At 66.4% G+C, this 18,355-nt stretch carries 19 protein-coding genes; 6 read left to right on the top strand and 13 right to left on the bottom strand.

From position 1 onward, the window contains the following. Positions 1-715 precede the first annotated feature (715 nt). On the top strand, positions 716-901 hold the full coding sequence (locus ABZ909_RS42525; RefSeq protein ID WP_357011920.1) for a hypothetical protein: 186 nt from the start codon (positions 716-718) through the stop codon (positions 899-901). 569 nt (positions 902-1,470) lie between these two features. Here the strand turns inward: ABZ909_RS42525 and ABZ909_RS42520 are convergent. The 3 genes from ABZ909_RS42520 to ABZ909_RS42510 all read right to left on the bottom strand — a co-directional run bounded on the left by ABZ909_RS42520 (position 1,471) and on the right by ABZ909_RS42510 (position 4,941). Continuing rightward, the gene (locus ABZ909_RS42520; RefSeq protein WP_357011918.1) at positions 1,471-2,145 is read right to left on the bottom strand and encodes a serine protease; all 675 of its coding nucleotides are present in this window, start codon (positions 2,143-2,145) and stop codon (positions 1,471-1,473) included. A gap of 828 nt (positions 2,146-2,973) precedes the next feature. Continuing rightward, positions 2,974-3,117 (bottom strand): NUDIX domain-containing protein, encoded by a 144-nt coding sequence (locus tag ABZ909_RS42515; protein WP_357011925.1) that lies wholly within the window; start codon positions 3,115-3,117, stop codon positions 2,974-2,976. Between the two features lie 21 nt (positions 3,118-3,138). Beyond that, positions 3,139-4,941 (bottom strand): serine/threonine-protein kinase PknD, encoded by a 1,803-nt coding sequence (locus ABZ909_RS42510; protein WP_357011916.1) that lies wholly within the window; start codon positions 4,939-4,941, stop codon positions 3,139-3,141. A 416-nt stretch (positions 4,942-5,357) separates the two neighbouring features. Here ABZ909_RS42510 and ABZ909_RS42505 point away from each other — a divergent pair, with 416 nt between their 5' ends. From ABZ909_RS42505 to ABZ909_RS42490, 4 genes are all read left to right on the top strand, one after another. Further along, a complete protein-coding gene (locus ABZ909_RS42505; RefSeq protein WP_357011914.1) occupies positions 5,358-5,555 on the top strand; it encodes a hypothetical protein in 198 nt (65 codons plus the stop codon). 159 nt (positions 5,556-5,714) lie between these two features. Next, on the top strand, positions 5,715-6,047 hold the full coding sequence (locus tag ABZ909_RS42500) for a carbohydrate-binding protein (protein WP_357011912.1): 333 nt from the start codon (positions 5,715-5,717) through the stop codon (positions 6,045-6,047). Between the two features lie 76 nt (positions 6,048-6,123). After that, positions 6,124-6,933 (top strand): DUF899 family protein, encoded by an 810-nt coding sequence (locus ABZ909_RS42495; protein ID WP_357011910.1) that lies wholly within the window; start codon positions 6,124-6,126, stop codon positions 6,931-6,933. A gap of 548 nt (positions 6,934-7,481) precedes the next feature. Further along, complete coding sequence (locus tag ABZ909_RS42490; protein WP_357011908.1) at positions 7,482-8,405, top strand: alpha/beta fold hydrolase; 924 nt, start codon at positions 7,482-7,484, stop codon at positions 8,403-8,405. Between the two features lie 37 nt (positions 8,406-8,442). On the opposite strand, the gene ABZ909_RS42485 is transcribed toward ABZ909_RS42490, so the two are convergent. The 5 genes from ABZ909_RS42485 to ABZ909_RS42465 all read right to left on the bottom strand — a co-directional run bounded on the left by ABZ909_RS42485 (position 8,443) and on the right by ABZ909_RS42465 (position 12,348). Then, on the bottom strand, positions 8,443-8,676 hold the full coding sequence (locus ABZ909_RS42485; RefSeq protein WP_357011906.1) for a hypothetical protein: 234 nt from the start codon (positions 8,674-8,676) through the stop codon (positions 8,443-8,445). 97 nt (positions 8,677-8,773) lie between these two features. Next, entirely contained in the window at positions 8,774-9,433 is a 660-nt protein-coding gene (locus tag ABZ909_RS42480) for a GAP family protein (protein ID WP_357011904.1), read from the bottom strand. Between the two features lie 34 nt (positions 9,434-9,467). Continuing rightward, positions 9,468-10,484, bottom strand: coding sequence for a hypothetical protein (locus ABZ909_RS42475; RefSeq protein ID WP_357011901.1), 1,017 nt, complete (start codon positions 10,482-10,484; stop codon positions 9,468-9,470). Continuing rightward, positions 10,481-11,815, bottom strand: a complete 1,335-nt coding sequence (locus ABZ909_RS42470; protein WP_357011899.1) for a peroxidase — start codon at positions 11,813-11,815, stop codon at positions 10,481-10,483. The genes ABZ909_RS42475 and ABZ909_RS42470 overlap by 4 nt, the downstream gene beginning before the upstream one ends. A gap of 11 nt (positions 11,816-11,826) precedes the next feature. Further along, positions 11,827-12,348, bottom strand: a complete 522-nt coding sequence (locus ABZ909_RS42465) for a hypothetical protein (protein ID WP_357011923.1) — start codon at positions 12,346-12,348, stop codon at positions 11,827-11,829. A 162-nt stretch (positions 12,349-12,510) separates the two neighbouring features. Between ABZ909_RS42465 and ABZ909_RS42460 the strand changes: the two genes are divergently transcribed. Further along, a complete protein-coding gene (locus ABZ909_RS42460; protein ID WP_357011896.1) occupies positions 12,511-13,524 on the top strand; it encodes an AraC family transcriptional regulator in 1,014 nt (337 codons plus the stop codon). A gap of 2 nt (positions 13,525-13,526) precedes the next feature. Here the strand turns inward: ABZ909_RS42460 and ABZ909_RS42455 are convergent, their stop codons facing one another. The 5 genes from ABZ909_RS42455 to ABZ909_RS42435 form a co-directional block, all read right to left on the bottom strand. After that, positions 13,527-14,588: a glycoside hydrolase family 43 protein gene (locus tag ABZ909_RS42455; protein WP_357011894.1), complete on the bottom strand. Its 1,062-nt coding sequence runs from the start codon at positions 14,586-14,588 to the stop codon at positions 13,527-13,529. 169 nt (positions 14,589-14,757) lie between these two features. Next, entirely contained in the window at positions 14,758-15,930 is a 1,173-nt protein-coding gene (locus ABZ909_RS42450; RefSeq protein ID WP_357011891.1) for a serine hydrolase domain-containing protein, read from the bottom strand. Positions 15,931-16,024: 94 nt separating this feature from the next. Further along, positions 16,025-17,305, bottom strand: a complete 1,281-nt coding sequence (locus ABZ909_RS42445) for a sigma-70 family RNA polymerase sigma factor (protein WP_357011889.1) — start codon at positions 17,303-17,305, stop codon at positions 16,025-16,027. A gap of 11 nt (positions 17,306-17,316) precedes the next feature. Further along, positions 17,317-17,736, bottom strand: a complete 420-nt coding sequence (locus ABZ909_RS42440) for a YciI family protein (protein ID WP_357011886.1) — start codon at positions 17,734-17,736, stop codon at positions 17,317-17,319. 125 nt (positions 17,737-17,861) lie between these two features. Beyond that, positions 17,862-18,355 (bottom strand): serine hydrolase (locus tag ABZ909_RS42435; RefSeq protein WP_357011884.1); only part of this gene is annotated, 494 nt, incomplete at its 5' end.

The following is an 18,355-nucleotide window of genomic DNA, read 5'->3' as shown; positions in this document are numbered from 1 at the left end:
GGCGATCGACGCCGACACCCACAAGGTCACCCCTATCCCCGGGTCCGGCCGGAATACAGCGGCGGCCGCGGTGGACCCCGGCAACGGCGCCGCCTACCTCTCAGACTTCACCGACAACGCGGTCTACGTGGTCAGACCCTGACCGATTCTCACCCGCGCTGTCTATGACGACGAAACGCAGTGGCCGGATGGTTGCACGCCTCTACCGTCGTTCTGATCGGGGCCAGGTAGCAATCGCCGAAAACACCGGACATCCGTCAGCAGGGTGTGGTCTGGGGCAGGTGACATGTGGTGGTGCGAAGACATGGCCCGGAGGACTGCTTTCCACCACCATACTGAGCAGTCGCCACCGTCTGTTCGGATCGACAAATCACCAAGCGACTGGCCGAATCTGATTGTGGCTGTGGTGTTCGTCTAGCGTTGAGTCGGCCTGAAGCGCGGTGCCGGAATTACTTCCGGCCCGTTTCCCCAGGCCGGCTCAACGCTAGGTCTCGCTCGACCACGCCCTCGAAGTGCCGGTTGGCAGCTCAGCAGACATCCCTCCGAAGCGAACCGGGCCCTGGCTGGCCGATTCGCCGGGATTGCGCGTGTCCTGCACCGGATGTGCGCATCATGTCAGCCAGCACGTGGCTGGTTGGTGCACGTGTGTTCCCAGATCAGCGAGGCGTTTTACGCTGCGCGCCGACTGCCCGGGCCGCCGTTTCAGGTGGCCGCGGTGACGTGGAATCGATCGGATGCGGTGCTGGAGAAGTTCTATCAGTGGGCGTTGGCGGTGGAGCTGGTGCGGGCAGCGCCGTTCGGACCGGTGCAGCAGCGCCCGTCCGGTGGGCTCGCCGTGGTCCGAGCGAGGGAGAAGGCCGCTCGACTGCAACGGGGAATCGGTGAAGTCGCGGCACGCTGACAACCACACGTCGAGGTCGCCGGCCAGCAGTGACGGCACTTGCACGGCCGCCAGCCCGATCATCACCGGAGCCTGCGTGGGGTCAGCGGCCAGACGTTGCAGATTGCACGGGCTGGTCGGGTTAGCACAACCTCGTGTGGTGCGACCGCACGCTGCGCTATGCGCAATCGACGGTCGCGGTGGGGCGGCCGGAATCTGTTCTCCGAGAGAGGTTGTCGTGCCCGTTCGGGCGATCGTGTCGTGTATCGAGGCGCGAGTGCCGCCCGATGAGCGAGTCACCGTTGTCGGAGCCGGTGACGGTCATCGTTGTGGACGTCGAACTCCGGGCGCGCACCGCGAGAGTCGAGGCCACGGGCGAGCGCCCTTCGAGCCGTGGCCCCCACCGTACCCAGACGGGTTGCTGCGAACGTCGATCCGGTCTCCGGCCCGGGACCGGCCTGCAGCATTGCGCCGTGACCGGTCCGGCCGTGCAGCCGAACGTCCCCGAACACGGATCGGGGCGGTGACTTGAGTTTTCGCACTCGAATTACCGCCCCGCACAACCGCTTTCAGGCGGGCATGCTCGGGTATCAGATCGGGTAGTACCCCGCGCCGACCCCGGCGCGCGCATTCATATCGTTGACGATCGCCGACATGTTAGGGCCGACTTCGGGACCGAAGCAGGGCACGACCAGGTAGGCGCGCACCATGGCGACCAGCGTCGTGCCGACCACCACGGGCCCACCGGAGTCGCCCTGGGCAACGCACATCTGGGTAGAGGTGTTGTCGTTCTGGAAGTTGCCCCAGATGATTCCGCAGGTGTTGCCGGTTGTGCGGCCTTCCTTACAGCCGGTCATCGGGAACGTCGCGGGCGCGCCGATCTCGGTGATCGTCGTGTTGCCGATCCGGTTGACCGGAATGATGCTGCCCTCATCGAACTGGATGACCGCATAGTCCAGGGCCGCGCCGGGGTTGGAGTAGGCGAAATGCCCGATCACGCCGGCGCCGCGGTCCTGCTCGGCCCACACCTGGGAGCCCTGCTCGCCACAATGCCCGGCGGTCAGGCCGACCAGTCGTCCGGCCGCATCATGGCCGACGGTGGTGACGGTGCAGAGTTCCGTGTTGTCGATGATGATTCCGGAACCGCCCCCGATCATCGGCGGACCGGGATCGGCCTGCACGACCCCCGCGCCCGTCCCGAGCAACGCCGCGCCCAGGGCGCCGGCGCAGGCTGCCCGAGCCACCTTGGCGAGTTTTGTGAACATGTCCCTCCAGACGTCACAAGTCCACACGGTATAAGCGTCGTCGCACTACATCCTGGCGGTTTTCACCTCCGGACGCGTCCGTACCGAGGGGATGTTTGCTGGATCGTTGCAGATGCGGGGCCTGAGGGTTCGCGGCGCGCGGCGGTAACACCTCGGCGCGGCGCATCGGCTACCCGGTCATTTGCCGTTGATCAACGCTAAACCGCCCAGACCGATCCCCCAAACCCGCAAACTTCGGGGCTGACATCATCGCCCGCCTGCACGACGGCCTGCGCGGGGCAGGTACCTGGGACAGGGCACGTGCCACATCGAGCCCGGCGGCGGCCTCGTCGGGAAGATGGAAGCGGACTTCCTGTCCGACCCGACCCCGGTGGCTCCGTTCCTCGGACCGTCCGTCGAATTCGCCAGGGAGAACCTGAAAGCTGACCTCCGGACACTTCAATCTCGAAGAGGCTGGAGCAGACTGCGGCGAGGATCTGCGAGCAGTACTCACCAACTGTCTTAAGAGTCCATCCATGGGGCCTGGATGGACTCTGCCCGGCCAGGTTCCACACCACGCAAGACCCAACTATCTCCCACTAAAGCCATTGCCCGTCGCCGTATTTGAACATTGCGCCCAGTGGTCAAGAGTTGACATCATGGCACCAGATGACCAGGTGGACAAGGCTTTTCGGTAGCTCTAGACATCAAGCCATAGCATCGAGTAGTCGTCCATCATTCTAATCCCCAGGTCGCAGGTTCGATTCCTGCCGAGGGCGCATCCATGGGTTGACCTGCGCGAACATCGCCAGGTTCACCCATACCCATTACCCAACAGCGCTCAAACAGCTAGGGATGATGCGGTTCAACAGCGGTCTCACGTACCGCACACTCGGCCACCGACTCGCCGAAGTCGAACGCACCGCCAGGAAGGGCCCCGAGCCCGTTATCACCACGTTGGATCAGCAGAATCCAACCCCCATGGTCTGAGATCCAAGTACGCGGAACGGGGGTTCAGCCGACCGGGAGTTTCAACACCGCATTGGGGCCCAGGTCGGTGACGTATACGTTGTCCGCCGTGTCGACCGCCATACCCTGGGGATCTTTGAGCCCGGTGAACGGCAACCTGGTCGGCGTCGACGCGCCCGCCGCCAACCTCACTACTGATTCGTTACCCCAGTCGACGACGTACACGTCTCCCGCCCTGTCCACAGCCACACCCCGGGGATCTTTGAGCCCGGTGAACGGCAACGCGGTCGGCGCCGACGCGCCCGCCGCCAACCTCACCACCCGCTCGGTACCCAACTCGGTGACGTATACGTTGCCCGCCGTGTCGACCGCCACACCCTGGGGATCTTGGATCCCCGTGAACGGCAATGTCGTCGGCGCCGACGCGCCCGCCGCCAACCTCACCACCCGATCATTGGCCCGGTCGGCGACGTACACGTCTCCTGCCGTGTCGACAGCCACACCCCGAGGATCTTTGAGCCCGGTGAACGGCAACGTGGTCGGCGCTGACGCGCCCGCCGCCAACCTCACCACCCGATTGTTACTCGTGTCGGTGACGTATATGTTGCCCGCCGCGTCGACCGCCACACCCTGGGGATTCTTCAGGCCGGTGAACGGCAACGGGCTCGGCGTCGACGCGTCCGCCGCCAATTTCACCACCCGATCGTTACCCATGTCGGTGACGTATACGTTGCCCGCCGCGTCGACCGCCACAGCGGTGGGCAGGCTGACTCCGGTGAACGGCAGTGGAGTCTGTGACGAGTAGGCCGGGGCGATAGGTGTGGGCGAGTTGCCACCGCCGCCTGATTCTCGTTGGACACTGATGACGACAGCTACGGCGGCCACCACCGTAACCGCGACCGCGGCCGCGAGCAGCCCGGCGGTCTTGGGCGACAATCTGATTCGCCGCCTATGGCGCGCAGCCACGCCCCCGGTGGTGCTGACCGCGGAATCGCCCACCGCGGCGCGAGCCGCTGCGGCCAGTTCGCGCACGGTCTGGTAGCGATCGTCGGGGTCTTTGGCCATTCCCTTGGCGATGACCGCATCGAACGCAGTAGGTATATCGGGTGTAGTAGCGCTGGGACGTGGGGGTGGGGTGTGCAGGTGATGGGCGATCACACCCTCCAGCCCCAATGCGCTCGCAAACGGCGGCCGGGCGGTCAGGCACTCATGCAGCACGCACGTCAACGCGTACACGTCCACCCGGGCATCGGCCTTGACCTCGGCGCTGATCTCCTCCGGTGCCATGTAGGCGACGGTGCCGACGGTCTCGCCGATCGCGGTCAGCGTACGGTCGTCGGCGGCGTGGGCGATCCCGAAGTCGATCAGGTAGGCGAACTCATCGGCCCCTAGCAGGATGTTGGTCGGTTTGACATCGCGGTGGACCAGCCCGGCGTCGTGAGCCGCCTGCAGCGCGCCGGCCACCTGTGTGATGATCGCCACTGCCCGCTGCGGCGACAAGGCCCCTTCTCGCGTAATCACCTTGCGCAGGTCGGTGCCCTCGATCAACCGCATATTCAGGTAGAGCCGACCGTCGATGTCGCCGAAGTCGTGGATGGGGATCACATGCGGCTCGGTCAACTGCGCCACCGCCAGGCACTCCCGGCGGAACCGCTCGCGCAGCCGCTCGTCATCGGCGAAGCGCTCGGGCAACACCTTGAGCGCCACCACCCGGTTGGTCAGCGAATCATGCGCCCGCCACACCTGACCCATGCCGCCCTGACCCAGCAGGGACAGCAGCCGATAGCGTCCGAACGTCTCAGCCGGCCCCCGAGTGGCGTCCACGCCGCCCACTGACTTGTCATCCATTGCGCCGTCCCGTGACCACCCGACTGGCAAACGGTGTACTTGCTTGCATTCCAACCCCCGCCCGCGAGCGGGTAGCCCCACTAGTTGATTTAGCCAGGCCAGACAGTCGAGAGTCGGCGCTATCGTCGGCGCGCGAATTTCCCAGCCATGCTCATGCTGGCAAGTACGCGGCCGGGCACTGCCCGCCACCGGTGCGAGTGCGCGGATCGCGCCCAGAAATCCGCCAACAAACCTGTCGCAAATTCAGCGTACCTCTGAGCCATACGGCCAACTTCGTGAAGCCGGCAGTCCAGCATCACTCGGAGGCCGGACCATCTTGCCCAAAAGATGTCGGTTTCACGTCTCCGTCGTCTTGCCGAGAGCTTGCCAAGACGGGCATTACATCACGGAGTGAATCCGGTTGCCACGGCGCGGTTTTGCTCGAGTCGACTGATCTGTCGATCAACGTGATGTACGCCGTCGACGACCCCGAGAAGCTGGCAGTCGGGTTCGAACTGTCCGACGGAATGGAAGTCCCCGAGGAGCTCGCCTCGCTGTTCGAGTTCGCAAAGCAGAAGTCGAAGCCGGCCAGAACCTTTCGCGGTTCCTACTTCGCCGTCAAGAACGACTACTGACCGGTCGACAGCCCGGGCGAGTTCGCCAAAGGCTCCGCCAGGCCGGGTGCTTGGCGGACTCCGGCTTGGAAGGCGGAAGAGACCCTCTGGCCGTTGATCTTTGGTGACAACAGCCCGGTGCGGTCTGCTGCCTGGTGTACCGATTCAGCGACCGACCCGATGGGTGACGTCATTCCGAACACGGCCGAGACCGGCACTGTCGCGGTGCCCGTAGTCACAAATACTCCAACCACGACCGCCACTCCGCCGCCGACCACGACGGTTCCCACGACCACGACAACCGTTCCTCCAATCACGACGCCTGTCACCGAATGGCAGGAGGGCGCGACGCACAAGGTGGGCGACCTCGTAACTTACGACGGTGCGCAGTACCGCTGCATCCCGGCGCATACCGCCTACGCGCCTGACTGGACCCCGCCGCTGACTCCGGCCCTCTGCAGCGTCTCTGAAGCATCAACCGGCCAATGCAAACCCCGACCGAATCCCAGCTGATTCACTCCGCACTGACCGAGTCGTGAAGCGCTACGGCCCCGGTCGGATGCACCCGGCCCCGAGCCATGAGCGAGTAGTGTCCAAACAGGGTGAAGTCTCCAAACAGGGTGAAGTCGATGACATGCCGGTCGAGGAGGTCCTCATGTCGATAGCTTTTCCGAATGAGTCGTTGGAGTATCGCGGGGCGCGTGACGCCCTGCTTCAACGGGAGGCCGATCTCCGGCGATTGATGGAGGACGTTGCGGCACAACGGAAATTGCTACCGCCCGGCGGCGAGGTCCCCGAAGATTATGTGTTCGATCGAATCGGCGACGACGGCGCCGCCACGGCGGTGCGCATGTCCGAGCTGTTCGGCGACAGCGACACACTGATGCTTTATCACTACATGTTCCCGCGCCACCCGGGAGACGTTCGGCCCAGACCGACGAGCGGCATCTTCTCGGAACTGCCGACAGACGAAGGCCCGTGCCCGTCGTGCACTGCGCTGATCGACATGTGGGACGGCACGACGCCCCACTTCGACGAATTGGGTGGCAATCTGGCGATCGTTGCAAAGGCCCCGATCGAGCGAGTAGCGGCGTTCGCACAGGAAAGGGGATGGCGACACACCCGGGTGCTGTCGGCGGCGAACAGCAATTTTCGGCGTGACTACGGCGGCGACAGCGCTGACGGCCACCCTGTACCGCTGCTGACCGTTTTCAAGCGCTCACCCGACGGCACAATACGGCTGCACCGGGCAAGCGAACTCATGTTCGTACCGCCGGATGATCCGGAGCAGGACCCAGGGCATCCCGACACAGTGGAGCCGCTCTGGACACTGTTCGATCTGGCCACATCGCCCCGGTTCCGGCAATGGCGAGTTCGACACCTGCCCGCGAACTGGTGACGTACAGCACAGGAAACTCTCTGGTCAGGAGGCAACGTGTGAGTACCTACACGGTCGGCTGTCCTCGACGACTCCACGAAGCGGTTCCTCACCAGGTCAACGTCGATTTCGCCACCTTCATCGACCGCATCCACAGCGCAGTCCCCCAGCCCGGCTGACCGATCCGAGTTGAGCCTGGCAGCAGCGGTGGCGGGCGTGTGATGCCAGCCGAGAGTTGTTGGGGGGCTTCGGGACTGGCTGTCGGCGAGCCGATCGAGCCGGGGCTGGGTGAGGTGGGTGTCGGATGCGGTGCGCGGGTATTGCCGACATGTACCGCGCAGTCCGGGGGATGGTGAGCGGTGCTGCTGACTGTCTTTCTCCGGCACCGGTGCGATCAATCCGGGAGGTGTCCGACAGAACGCCCCGTGTCGCGGCATCGGGTTGGAGATCCCTACCGGGGTTCAGCCGAACCGCCGTGACCACCGCGTTTTCCTGAAACGCTCCTCCACCTCGGAGAAATTTATAGGACTAGACTAAGAGAAAAGTTCGTTCGTTTCTGGGAGCTCGACATGGGCATACGCGAATGCGTTGGCTCAATCCTGGCCACCACCGCAATTGCCTTGGTACCGAACGTCATCGCGCCCGGCGTGGCCGCAGCCGCCAGTCCGCTACCGGAGGCGACTTTCGAGGAGATGATTGCTCGGGAAGCCTGGTTCGTGGTGTCCGGGCAGGATCCCGCGCAGTCGCCGCCCGGCGTGAATGTGCGGTGCACACCGTCGACGGCCCATCCGCGGCCGGTGGTGCTCGTGCACGGCTTCCCCGCCAATCAGTACCAGGGGTTCGCGCATCTAGGACCGAAACTGGCGAATGCCGGGTACTGCGTGTACTCCCTGAATTACGGCGGAACCAACGCCTTCGACGGCGGCATCGACGGGGTGTCGATGTCCGTGCCGCAGGTATCCGCCTTCATCGACCGCGTGCGGGCCGAGACCGGCGCCGCCAAGGTCGACCTGGTCGGGCATTCCGGTGGCGCGTTCGTCTCGCTCTACCTCGCGAAGACCGACTCGGCAGCGGCTGACCGGATCGGCGCGGTTGTCACCCTGGCACCACCCACGAACGGAATCACCAGCGGACTTATCGGCGACGCAGCACAACTCGGGCTACGCGGGCTGGTCGCGGGCGTATGCGGGATCTGTGAGGACGTCTCCCCCGGTTCGGCCGCGATGACCCGGCTGCATGACGGCCCGATCGCCCGGACCGGCATTCGCTACACCACCATCGTGTCGGCGCACGACTCCATGGTGTCCCCGCCCGCCACCGCGGCCATCGCCGAGGGTGGTGTCACCGATCTCGTCGTCCAGGACCAGTGCCCGGACGACCCGGTCGGGCACAGCGGCATGGCATATGACCCCAGCGTGGACGCGATGATTCTGAACGCGCTGGATCCGGGGCATACGATGCCGGTGCAGTGCGGGAGCGGGCCGCAGTTCTGACCGGCCGATGCTCTGCTGCCGATCGCGGATCCGGAGGTCACCGCGATACGGCCGTGAGGAACTCGAGCTGGTCGGTCACCGCCTGCCGCTGCCACGGGCCCTGATAGGTGTCGAAATGGTCGACGGGGTACTCGCGAATCCGGGCCTGCGGACCGGCCCGCCTCGGTACCCCCGTGTGGACGCGATGATCCTGAACGCGCTGGATCCGGGCAGTCCGGTGCCGGTGCAGTGTGGCAGCGGGCCGGAGTTCCGACCGCAGAGTGCGGTGCACCGTGCGACAGTGTCAGACCGTTTCGGGCCGTTGAGCTTCCGCCGACGGCCCGAGAAGGTGGTGAGACACTGTGTGGCACAGTGCGATCAGTACCTGGTCAGAATCCGCTCACGCCCTTGGCGAAGGCGGTGGTGCCCATCACCATGAACACCACAGCGATCACCGTGTGGTTGTTCGCCTGTAGCCAGTTCTTCAAGCGGGCCAGTGCGCCGCGCAGTTGATTCGCCGCGATAGCGTAGCCACCCACGGGGACGACCACCGATGCCGCGCCCAGAAATACGAAGACGGCGATTGCCGCAGCAGTGCCGGCCGGGTTCAGCCCCGAGGTGCCGATTGTCACGCCCGCCGTGATGCACAGAAGCAGGTTTTTCGGATTCAGTACCGACAGCAGCAGGCCGAAGCCGGCGGCCTTGGCGACTCCGAGTTCGTCGATGGCTTTCATCCAGCCCGGTATCGAATCGTCCTTGCGGCTGCCCCATTGACGGAAGGCGATGAACACCAGCAGGAGGCCCATGGCGATCTTGATCGCCGAGGCCGCGGCAGAGGGCCGGCCCGCCGAACTCATCAGCCCGGATGCGGCCGCGGCTGTCACGAGCCCCGTGACCGCCAGGATGCCGGTCACCCAGCCGAGCGCGAAGCCCGCGCTGGCCCGGCCGGCGTTGGCGGAGAGCAGCATGAGGATGGCCGCCACCACCGGAATGGGTGACAGCGCAACGCCTATGGCCAGTGGCAGCAGGTCTCCGATCACAGGTCCCACCTCTGCGACATCGGGCCGTAGCCTGCAGCCGCGGTCATTTCATCGCCGCGAGGTTGCGCCAGAAGTTGGCGAGGCTGTCGGTGCCGCCGAAGAGCGTGGTGAAGTTGGTGGAGTCGGCCATCACGATGTCGCCGGCGCGTTCGACGCTGGGGGGCAGCCACAGCAATGTATTGAACTCGGTGTTGCCCGCCTCGATGAACGGGTGGGGACGGGACAGTTCGATGGGCTGACGCGCGAGCAGGCGCACCGAATCGCTTTCGGGCTCGGTCAATTCGTAGTGGGGCAGGTGCGGGTGGAAATTGAAGGTGGTGACGTCCTCGAGCAATCGCGGAGTGTCGAGGTCACGGAAGGAGGTGAGCGGCGCGATCGAGCGAGTGCCTTCGACGACGGCGGGCCGCAGGCCGTAGACGTTGTGTACCGGGACGTTCAGGGCGGTCATCAGCGAGCGGGTATAGGCGCCGAACCGCTGCTGGCGCGGCACCAGCGGATCACCGTGGTGTTCGAACTCGATCTGGCGCTGCTTCAGGTCATCGGTGAAGCCGACGTCGTGGTGCGGGGCGAGGAGCAGGCAGGTGCCCTCGCGCTGCAGCCACTGCTGGATTGCGGCGATCTCCTCCGGAGCCGCTTCCTCCTGCGCGAGCAGGTGATCGAGGCCGAACACCATGAGGGTGTCGGTGTCGGCGAGGATGCGTTCGTCGATGGGCTGTTTGAATCCGGCCTGGTCGATGCGCTGGAACACCGCCACCGGATGCCCCGTCACTTCCCCGGCTACCCGCTGGAAGTCGAGGGTGGAGCGGTGGAACAGTTCGAGGGTGCCCGCGATGCCCTGCAGGAAGTGCGCGGCATCGTATTCGGGCGTCTCGTAGGCGGGCCAGGTGGCCTGGCGCACCTCGGTCATGGTGGAGAAGCGGTTGTCCAGTTCGGCCGTATCCCGTTGCGCTTCCCAGGGATAGCTCCACGACCAGTAGATGCTGATGCGCCGCTTGCCGGGGGTGTAGGGGCGGGCCAGGTGGGCCTGGTTGTAGGTGCGGGCCGGGGTGAACGATGTCATGCTGCTGCCTCGATATCGGTGAGAGTGGTCAGATAGCGCAGGGCGCGCAGCCCTGGCAGGAAGAAGTACGCGCCGCCTCGGACGGTGGTGAGCGCCGGAATTCCGGTGATGGTCTTACGAATCGGACGCTTCGGAATCTTGAACTCCAGGGTGCCGTCCTGGTTGCCGATGATCGGATCCCGCTCGTTGCCCAGTTCGTGGAACGACTGGTCGTTGACCCACACGTTCTGCGCGAACTCGAACTGGCGCACCAGGCTTGCGCACAGCACGAAGGCCGCGATGCCGCGGTCGGCGCCGTCGTCGGGGGTTCCCTCCGGCAGGTGCGGCCCATAGGTCGCGCCGCGGCGAATCATGCGGCGGCGCTGCATGTTCACGCCCGTATCACGTGGATTCATGCGCCGGATATGCGACCCGAGCGGCACCGCGTAGCCGTGCGGATCCATCTGTTCGTAGTTGAAATCGTTGTTGCGGCTCATATCCGCACCCAGTTCCGGATCGTCGGCCTCCGGGGCGAGGACCAGCGGCGCGCCACTGCGCCAGCGGCCCATCAGCTTCGCCGCCACCAGCTCCCGTTCCTCGGCGGTGTCGCCGTGCTCGGCCATGAAGTCACGGAATCGGCCCACGTGTTCTCGCAGGCGGCGATAGGCCATGAAGGTGCCGTTGCGCGAAAGCACCTCGGGCTGCGGCAGATCCAGCGGCGGCCCACTCTCGTCGTCGTAACCGAGGATGAACTCCCCGGCCTTCAGCGGTGCGCCGCTGCCCGGCGTGGGCTCCTCCCCCGTGCCTTCGATCACGGGCTGCGACAAGCGATCCCGATAACCGAAGTGGTCGTGCGCGTAACCGAACGGCGGTACGGCCTCCAGATCCAGCGACGACAGCACCGTGACACCCGGGCAGGCGGCAAGGAGCGCATCGTGTTCGGCCACCCTTCGGTCGCGTTCGGCGGCGTCACGGGCGAAGAGGATGACGATCGCGTGCAGATCGTCACCGGCGGTGCCGTCGATCCAATGGTCGGGATGGTTGGCCCCGGCATCACCCAGGACTTCGGCCCGCGCGGCCATGCCCTGGCGGAATTCCTCCGGGAAACTCGCCAGCGCGTCCGCCGGGACGCCCAGGGCACGCAGTCCGGTCCAGGTGAAAGCCACGGACACCCACTGCTTGCCGGTGTCCACCGAGTCCTGCAAGTCGGCGACCGAGGGCACACGGTCGGCCATGACGGCGAGCCATGCGCGCGCACCGGCGGCGTCGGTGAAGGACAGGAACTCGTAGCGCCCGGTCAGTGCCGGCACCCGGGTCAACAGGATGTGCTGGATATCGTCGAATTCGAGCATCGCGACCCCCGCTACTGCATCTCGTCGAGCATGTCGGAGAACGCCGCTTTGAGCCGCAGGGCCTTCTTGACCTCGTCAGCGGTCACATACGGGTATTCGCCGTATTCGAGGAAGCTCGGGAACTGGTGCTTGCGGAAGAATTCGATGGCGGCGGCCCGATCGGTGCGCCAATTCTCGGGAAAGCCTTCGAGATTCACGAAGGCGGTGGTGATACCCGTGGACAGGAACAGGTCGAGCGCGTCCTCGAGGTACTTGTCGAAGTCGGTGTCGAAGATGCCCTGGTACTGGAAGGTCAGGCCGTCGCCGATATCGAACAGCACCCACCGCAGATAGTGCAGCCGCAGCGGTGCAAGCACATTCGGATCCCGTTCGACCGCGGCCTGGATGACCTTGCCGTGCTCTCGGATCGCCGCCTCATGACCCGGCTTGACCTTGGCGACTATGGAAAACCCATAGTTAGCTGGAGTACGGGGATAGACCGGACCGTACCGCCCCTGTTCGTACTCGAAGTACCCCTTCTCGGGGATGGCCATCGCTGCTGGCCTGGACCAATCCTCGTTGCTTGTGGCCACGTCGTTGTCCCTTCCTTCGTATGGCTTCGGTAGCTGGAACGAAACCCACAGTAGGCAGCACAGGAACCACCCGCTTATCATTACGGGACAGGATCCAGATCATTTCGGGACGTCGGAGAATCGGTGAAACCACTGGCCCGCTACGCGGCGCTGAACGAATACGTGGAGCTGTGCCGATCGCTGGGCATCGACCCGGTGGGGCTGTTACGCGCGTCCGGCCTGGACCCGGCCGGTCTGAGTCTGCAGGACCGCTGGGTGCCCGCCGCCGCGATCGCCGAGCTGCTCGAGCACTCGTCCGTCGCGACGAACTGCGCCGATTTCGGGCTGCGCCTGGCCGAGCGCCGCCGCTTCGCGAATCTGGGTCCGCTGAGCCTGGTGGTCCGCGAGGAGCCCGACGTGCGCAGCGCTCTGACCGTGATGTCGCGGCACGAGGACCTGTACAACGAGGCGCTGCACACCCGCCTCACCGAACAGAACGGCCTCGCCACCATCCGGCTGACCCTCGATATCGGGCAGCCCGGCGGCACCCGCCAATCCGTCGAACTCGCGGTCGGCGTGCTGCACGGCCTACTCGCCGGTTTCATCGGTGCCCCGTGGCAGCCGGTGGAGGTCCGATTCACCCACCCCGCCCCGCCCGATCTGCGCGCCCATCACCGGGTCTTCGGACCGCAGGTGACCTTCGAGCAGGACTTCAATGGAATTCTCACCTACACAAGCGATCTCGATGCGCCCAATGCGATGGCGGATCCACAGCTGCGCGCCTACACCCAGCGGCTGCTGGACCCTGTCCACCCGGTCCGTCCCGCGACCACCGCCGACCGCGTCCGCGAGCTCATCGAACTGCTCCTCCCCACCGGCCGCTGTTCGGTGGAGCAGGTGGCCCGCAGCCTGGGCATCGACCGCCGCACCGTCCACCGCCGCCTCGCCGCCGAAGGCGAGACCTTCAGCTCACTACTGGATTCGACCCGCGCCGAACTGGCCCGCCACATGGTCGCCAACCCGCGCCGCTCCCTGACCGAGACCGCCGAACTCCTCGGCTTCTCCGCCCCCGGAAACTTCTCCCGATGGTTCCGTAAACAGCACGGCTGCAGCCCCGCACAGTGGCGCCGCACCCGGGCATCGACCGAGGTGACCTGACCTCAGCGCCGCGGCTCGGGCGTCACCGGGGTTCCCGGAGCGTTGCGGTCTTCGCCGTCGATCACGATGGGGGCGTCGGGGCCGAAGGCCATGCCGAATTGCGGGCGGCCGTCCGGGCCGAAGTACATCGGTTGGACGCGGATGCTGCGGCCGGGCCAGCCGGTGCCGGGTTCGAGGCGGGCGTGGTAGGTGATCCAGGGGCGGCCGTCGATGGTGAGGAATCCGTTGTGGCCGGGGGCGATGGCGCCGGGGCCACCGGGAAGTACGGGGCCGCCCGATTTGGTCCAGGCATCGGGGTCCATGGGGTCGCCGCCGCGCGCCAGTTCGAGGAGGCCGAGGCGGTAGGTGTCGTCGAAACTGGCGTTGGCGGAGAAGGTCGCGAAGAGGCGGCCGTCGGGTGCGATGAGGGGTTGCGGGGCCTCGTTGATGAGGAGGTCCGCGTCGTTCGGGACGGTTTCCCAGGCGGCGGTGGGTGTCGCGATGCTGACGCGGTCGCCGATCGGCGTCATGGGATCCGACATGCGGACCACGCAAATGTCTTGTACGCGTGTGTCATCGGGGTTGCGCAGGCAGGACCAGAAGAAGTAGCCGACGCCCGCGTACTGCTGATAGGTGCCATCGATGGCCCAGCCCCCGGGCAGGTTCAGGGGCCCGAGGTATTCGTAGGGGCCGGTGGGGTCGTTTCCGGTGGAACGCAGCGCGTACATCCGATGGGTCTCGTTGCGGTCGTCCTCCTGCCCCGCGAAGTAGATCCACCACCGATCGCCGATGTGCACGAGTTCCGGAGCCCAGATCTTGGTGCAGGCGGGGGCGGGGCAGTCGGGGTGTTCCCACACCACCTTCGGCTCGCTGTTCTGTAGTCCCCCGAGCGTGTCCGAACTGCGGATCACGATGTTGTCATCGTTGTAGAAGTCCCCCTGTACCAGGTGGAATCGACCCTGGTAGTAGGTCATGCTCGGGTCGGCCCCGGCGGCCAGCACCGGGTTGGTGAATTCCTCGCTATGGGCCTCGGTTGCCGAGGCCTTCGGTGTATTGCCGCCCGCGACCATCGTTCCGACGCCCACTGTCAGAACACTGACCAGTCCGACGGTTCTTCGCCAACCCACCAGCATCACCTCCAGCAAACGTCGAGAGCCCAGTCTCGACGCCGTCGTGGGCGAGTTCAATCACAAACGGAAAGCCGCAGGACTGCACAGCGATTCGCTGTGGCTCCACGACGATCGGCTGCGCTGCTCACCGGCTCCCGGCGCACAGCGCATGGTCGATCAGGGCGCTGCCCACGTTCTCCTGCTCGAGGACGTGTTCCGGGGTGTCCCCGCGGGCCTCGGACATGGACACCACCGCGCTTCGCGTGCCGTCCTCGGTGACGCCGTTGAGGGTGATGTAGCCGCCGTCCCCGCCCTCATGACTCCAGTAGGTTCCTCCGCAGCTGAGGGGGCGTTCGGCCAGGCCGAGCCCGTATCGGCCACCGGGCCACATCTGTTGGAGCTCCGCACTCACCGGGACGGTCTGCTTCATCTCCGTGAGCTGCCGGGCCGGGAGCAGCCGGCCGCCGAGCAGCGCGCGGAAGAAGCTGTTCTCGTCCCGGGTGGTGGTGACCCACGAAAGGATCTCGTGCTCAACGGGTATTTGATCGGTGACGTCCACCTCGGCGCCGGGACCGAAGAATTGGTAGGCACGGGCGTGCGGCTCGGGCAGCGTGGGCGAGGCGCCGGTCCACCGGGTCTGGTCGAGCCCGAGCGGGCCGAGGATGCGGGCTTCGATCTCCTTGTGGGCGGGTCGACCGGTGGCTTGCTGAATGATCATGCCGAGCAGGACATATCCGGTATTGGAGTACTGCCAGCCCTGCCCGGGCGGGAAGTCCGGCGCCTGGGCCATGGCACGGGCCACCAGCTCCTCGGGACTGTAGAGGTCGTAGCGCTGCTGGTAGTACTCCTCCGGCGTGGTGTATCCGGGCAGGTCGTCGTGAATACCGCTGGTGTGCTGGAGCAGGTGGCGAATGGTGATCCGGCTGCCGTCGTTCCCGTTGCCATGCACGACTCCGGGCAGCCAGCGGTCGACCGTGTCGTCGAGAGTCAGCGTGTGATCGGCCTCGAGTTGGAGGACCACGGTAGCGACCAGGGTCTTGGCGGTGCTGGCCATGCGGAAGTAACCGTCGGAGGGAACCGGGAGGCCGGTGTTCAGGTCGGCGGTGCCGCCGGTGGCGACCGATTGCCCACCGTCGGGCGCGATGACGCGGGCTTGCACGCCGCTGACACCGAGGGCGTGGATCGCTTCGGTGTCCTGGCGCAACTGTTCCGCGAGCGAGGTACCGGCGGGCTGGGCGACCGCGGTGGCCATCTCGGCGACGAGCAACGCGGCGGCACCGAGGGCAACCGAAAGGCGGCCGCGCAGAGTCGAAGTCATGGTCGAAACGCTAGTTTCGCCACCGCCCCGGCGTAATCCGGCACATCCCCAGCATCGGAATGGGGGAAATCCCCGAGCCCGACCCGAGGAGCTGTCAATCCAGTTCGGCGAGTTTTGCTTCGAGCAGGGTGCGTTCCTGGTCGTTGCCGCAAAGGACGATGGCGCGGCCGAATTCGGTTCGGGCTTCGGCTGTCCGGCCCAGTCTGGCGAGCAGTTCGCCGCGGACGCTCGGGAGGAGATGGGAATTCGGAAGGGCCGCAGCCGATCTGAGGTCGTCGACAATGGCGAGGGCGGCGGCGGGACCCTCGGCCATGGAGACCGCGACGGCACGGTTGAGGTCGATGATCGGGGACGGCGAGAGCCTGGCCAGGGCTTCGTAGAGCAGGACGATGCGGGGCCAGTCGGTGGCGTCGACGGAGTCGGCGACGGCGTGACATTCGGCTATCGCGGCCTGGAGACCGTAGGCGCCGAGGCCGAGGCCGAGGCGGGCCGCCTGGTCGAGGGCGGCGCGGCCGCGGCGGATGGCAGCGCGGTCCCAGCGCATTCGGTTCTGGTGTTCGAGCAGGATCGGCCGGCCGGTGGCGTCGGTGCGGGCGGGGAAGCGCGCGGCGGTCAGTTCGAGCAGGGCCAGCAGACCGTGGACCTCGGGTTCCTCGGGGACGAGGCGGGCCAGGACCCGGGCGAGGCGCTGTGCTTCGGCGGCGAGGTCGAGGCGGATCAGCTGTGCGCCGGAGGTGGCCGAGGAGCCTTCGGTGAAGATCACGTAGACGACGCTCAGGACCGAGCCGAGCCGGGCGGCGCGTTCGTCGGCCGGCGGGATGGCGAACGGGACCTGTGCCGCCGCAAGGGTTTTCTTGGCGCGGGTGATGCGAGCCTGCACCGTCGCGGTGGGCACCAGGAAGGCCTTGGCGATCTCGTCGCTGGTCAGGCCGCCGACGACGCGCAGGGTCAGCGCCACCTGTGCCTCGCGGGACAGCACCGGGTGGCATGACACGAACATGAGCGCGAGCACATCGTCGTCGATCTGATCGGGATCCCAGAGCGGTTCCACCCCTGGCGTTTCCGTGGGTGTCCCGCCAGTGGCGACCCCGCCCTCGCCCAGGTCGCGGGCGAGGGCCAGGTACCGGTCGTCGCGGGTGGCGCGGCGGCGGTAGGCGTCGATGGCGCGCCGCCGGCCGACAGTGAGCAGCCAGCCGGCGGGATTGCGTGGCACGCCGTCGCGCGGCCAGGTCACCAGCGCCTCGGCCAAAGCCTCCTGGGCGAGGTCTTCGGCCAGGGTGAAGTCGCCGGTGTAGCGGGCCAGAGCGCCGACGATGCGCGCGGATTCGATGCGCCATACCGCGGCGACGGCGTCACGACCGGTGGGGTCGGCCATGGCTCAGCGGCTCACAGCTGCCCGGTGGCCTCGCGCCAGGCGCGTTCCTTCTGGATCCACTCGTTGTCCTGCGGGAATTCGTCGATGGTGGTGACGCGCCGGATCTCGGTCTTGAATCCGGGACCGAACGACGGCGCGCGCCTGGCCCATTCGACGGCCTCCTCCTTGGAGGCCACGTTCAGGATGTAGAAGCCGCCGAACAGCTCCTTGGTCTCGCCGTAGGGTCCGTCGGTGACCAGCGGCGGCTCGGACGAGAAGTCCACCACCACACCCTCTTCCGCGCTGTCGAGGCCCTCGGCGGCGAGCAGGACCCCGGCGCGGATCAGCTCGTCGTTGAAGCGCCCGACGGATTCGAGCACCTTCTCGAAGTCGGCCTCGGCCATGGCCGCATTGCCCTCGTCGCTCGCACGCCAGATCAGCATGTACTTCACGGGATCATCTCCTTGTCGCGGGTCGCTGTCCGACCCTCTCACACCAAGGTCGAACGACCTCCCCGACAGATCGACACGGCCCCGAAAAAAAGATCATCAGGGCCGGCCACGATCGCAGCAAAGGGTCAGCGACAGCCGCCGAGCTCTTGGAGAACCGCCCGGTAGAGGGCGTGCCATTCCGCATTACCCTGGCCCGCGAAGTCCCCTTCGCCATTGAACTGAACGGTGTGCGCGAGGCGCACGCCCGTCAGGCAGCCCGCCGGGCTGACAGTGATGTACTGCCCTTGGAAACCATTGGCCTGGAAGCCGTCCGGGGTCGCCCCACTCCACCACTGGTATCCGTAGCCGCCCGGTTCGGTGTCACCCGCGTCCGTGGCGGGCAGCAGAGTGGCGGTGGCGGCGGTGACCCATTCCCCCGATACGATCCGGCGGCCGTCGGGTGTGCTGCCGCCGTTCCGCATGAGTTCCCCGAAACGCGCGAAATCCCGTGGCCGGGCGAACAGTTCCTCCGAGGCGACGGCCGACCCGGTGCGGTCGGTCATGATGTCCGCGGACGCCTCCATCCCGGCGGGCTGCCACAGCTGCTGGGCGAGAATCTCATTGAACGGCTGGCCGTACA

The sequence above is a fragment of the Nocardia sp. NPDC046763 genome (assembly GCF_040645495.1).
Taxonomy (GTDB): Bacteria; Actinomycetota; Actinomycetes; order Mycobacteriales; family Mycobacteriaceae; genus Nocardia.
The sequence above is the reverse complement of the archived record's forward strand: the minus strand, read 5'-3'. Positions and strand labels throughout refer to the sequence as shown.

Bases quoted from the DNA above. Each gene is read 5' to 3' on its own strand.
- ABZ909_RS42520 (WP_357011918.1), bottom strand. From the start codon at position 2,145: ATGTTCACAAAACTCGCCAAGGTGGCTCGGGCAGCCTGCGCCGGCGCC.
- ABZ909_RS42510 (WP_357011916.1), bottom strand. From the start codon at position 4,941: ATGGATGACAAGTCAGTGGGCGGCGTGGACGCCACTCGGGGGCCGGCT.
- ABZ909_RS42500 (WP_357011912.1), top strand. From the start codon at position 5,715: ATGGGTGACGTCATTCCGAACACGGCCGAGACCGGCACTGTCGCGGTG.
- ABZ909_RS42490 (WP_357011908.1), top strand. From the start codon at position 7,482: ATGGGCATACGCGAATGCGTTGGCTCAATCCTGGCCACCACCGCAATT.
- ABZ909_RS42475 (WP_357011901.1), bottom strand. From the start codon at position 10,484: ATGACATCGTTCACCCCGGCCCGCACCTACAACCAGGCCCACCTGGCC.
- ABZ909_RS42470 (WP_357011899.1), bottom strand. From the start codon at position 11,815: ATGCTCGAATTCGACGATATCCAGCACATCCTGTTGACCCGGGTGCCG.
- ABZ909_RS42465 (WP_357011923.1), bottom strand. From the start codon at position 12,348: ATGGCCATCCCCGAGAAGGGGTACTTCGAGTACGAACAGGGGCGGTAC.
- ABZ909_RS42450 (WP_357011891.1), bottom strand. From the start codon at position 15,930: ATGACTTCGACTCTGCGCGGCCGCCTTTCGGTTGCCCTCGGTGCCGCC.
- ABZ909_RS42445 (WP_357011889.1), bottom strand. From the start codon at position 17,305: ATGGCCGACCCCACCGGTCGTGACGCCGTCGCCGCGGTATGGCGCATC.